The organism is Streptococcus oralis, from assembly GCF_001578945.1.
Classification (GTDB): domain Bacteria; phylum Bacillota; class Bacilli; order Lactobacillales; family Streptococcaceae; genus Streptococcus; species Streptococcus oralis_Q.
In genome coordinates this window covers 343,804-345,621 of the sequence record NZ_KQ969552.1, presented here as the reverse complement: position 1 = coordinate 345,621, position 1,818 = coordinate 343,804, and the positions used below count along the sequence as shown (strand labels likewise).

General features: G+C 40.9%; 1 protein-coding gene and 2 pseudogenes. 1 reads left to right on the top strand and 2 read right to left on the bottom strand.

The window, feature by feature from the left end; translation table 11 throughout:
• Nucleotides 1-319 precede the first annotated feature (319 nt).
• A pseudogene (gene tnpA / locus SORDD16_RS07130) lies at nucleotides 320-795 on the top strand (IS200/IS605 family transposase).
• Nucleotides 796-939: 144 nt separating this feature from the next.
• Here tnpA and SORDD16_RS07125 read toward each other — a convergent pair.
• Both SORDD16_RS07125 and SORDD16_RS11930 read right to left on the bottom strand, forming a co-directional pair.
• Entirely contained in the window at nucleotides 940-1,581 is a 642-nt protein-coding gene (locus tag SORDD16_RS07125) for an MBL fold metallo-hydrolase (protein ID WP_061452880.1), read from the bottom strand.
• Between the two features lie 90 nt (nucleotides 1,582-1,671).
• Nucleotides 1,672-1,818 (bottom strand): annotated as a pseudogene (locus SORDD16_RS11930) (ferredoxin reductase family protein); the annotation flags it as partial.

Genomic DNA, 1,818 nt, shown 5'->3' with positions numbered 1-1,818 from the left:
CTATACCATTGAAGAATGGTATGGAAAGAAGTCAAAAATGTATAGGGAACATGTTAAAAAATCTAAAAAGAGATAAAGGTTTATAGAGACTATTAGTCCGTCTCGCTCCGTCAGGTGCGAGACAAATAAACTACCCGCTATGCGGGTGCGCATTGAAGGTTATACCAAAAAAAACTCCAAACGCGATACAATAAAGGTGTTCAAGCCAATTGTAAAGCGAAAGGAGAAGAAAAATTATCCAGTGGATGATTTTTGCCGAAACCTAAAAATAAAAAAGTTGAGGGCACAAAAGGCACATAGTTTATCACACACAAAGTGGATGTGTTCTATCACATTGTGTTTACCCCTAAGTATAGACGAAAAGTGATCTATAATCAATATCGAAGTAGTTTAGGCGAAATATTTCATCGTTTGTGCAGTTATAAAGGTGTTGAAATTATCGAAGGTCACTTGATGCCTGATCATGTACATATGTTAGTAAGTATTCCACCGAGGATAAGTGTTTCAAGTTTCATGGGATATTTAAAAGGTAAAAGTGCACTCATGATGTTTGATAAACACGCCAACCTCAAGTACAAGTTTGGGAATCGGCATTTCTGGGCAGAAGGTTATTATGTGAGTACAGTGGGACTTAATGAAGCCACAATTAAGAAATATATTCAAGATTAAAGAAATTATCCAGTGGATGATTTCTTCACGAGTCTAAAAATTTGAGAACGAGTAAAGCATGATATATCATTGGATAAATTAAGTGTAAAAGAATATGAGGATCCCTTTAGGGATAGTGGTAAGTAATGCGAACACCTCTTTGAGAGGTTTGTGAAGAGTCAAGAGCAATGAGGCTTGAACAACGTGAAAGCCAGCGTCTTTAGGCGCTGGCTGGTAATTTGGGCTTATAGCCCTGGTGCAAACCACCCGTTAGATGGGTGGTTATGCTTGCTAGAAAAAGGGATTGAAAGTCTTTTCATGAGCGATGGTCGTAGCTGGCCCGTGTCCAGGATAGACATCGTAGTTAGGAAGTGTGAAGAGTTGCGTCTGAATGCTATGGAGAAGTTGTTCCGTGCTTCCTGTAGGAAGGTCTGTCCGACCGATGGTTTCACGGAACAGAGCATCTCCGGTCAAGACTAGATGGGCATCAGGAAAGACCAGAGAAACACCGCCAATAGAGTGCCCTGGAGTCGGTAGAACTGTAAAATGAAATTCCTCAAGCTGGTATTCTTGATGAAAGACATAGGTGTGTTCAGCTGGTTTGCAGATGACATCAGCCATATCGTCATGACGAGGTAGACCAGAGAGATTGTCAACGGGAGTATAGAGCCAAGAAGCTTCACTCTCTGCTACATAAACTGGGGGATTTCCAAAAGTATCACGAACCAAGTCCAGACTCATAATATGGTCGTAGTGGGTGTGGGTCAGGAGAATCGCACAGACGGGTTTGTTGATTTTCTCGATGATCTTGCGAATGGCTTCCCAATGGCTACCTGGGTCAACCACAATTAGGTGTTGGTCTCCTTCCAGGTAATAAGTGTTTTCATAGGCAACGGGATTCACGGTTTTATGGATTTTCCTACTGGCTCCAATCTCAAAGAATGTACTAAACTAAGTATAGCATAGAAGAGGGAAATAAAGTGAAAAGAAAGTCCCTCTTTTGTGTTAGAGGGACAACGATTATTATTTAAACTTGAAACCTTCGTAAATGAGTTTTGCTTTGGGATTCTTTTTCTTGATTTGCTTAGCAAGGGCCTTCATCATAGGAAGAGGTCCACACATATAGACCGTAGTCTGGTCAGGGATTTCTTCTTGATCCAAAGTCAGGTA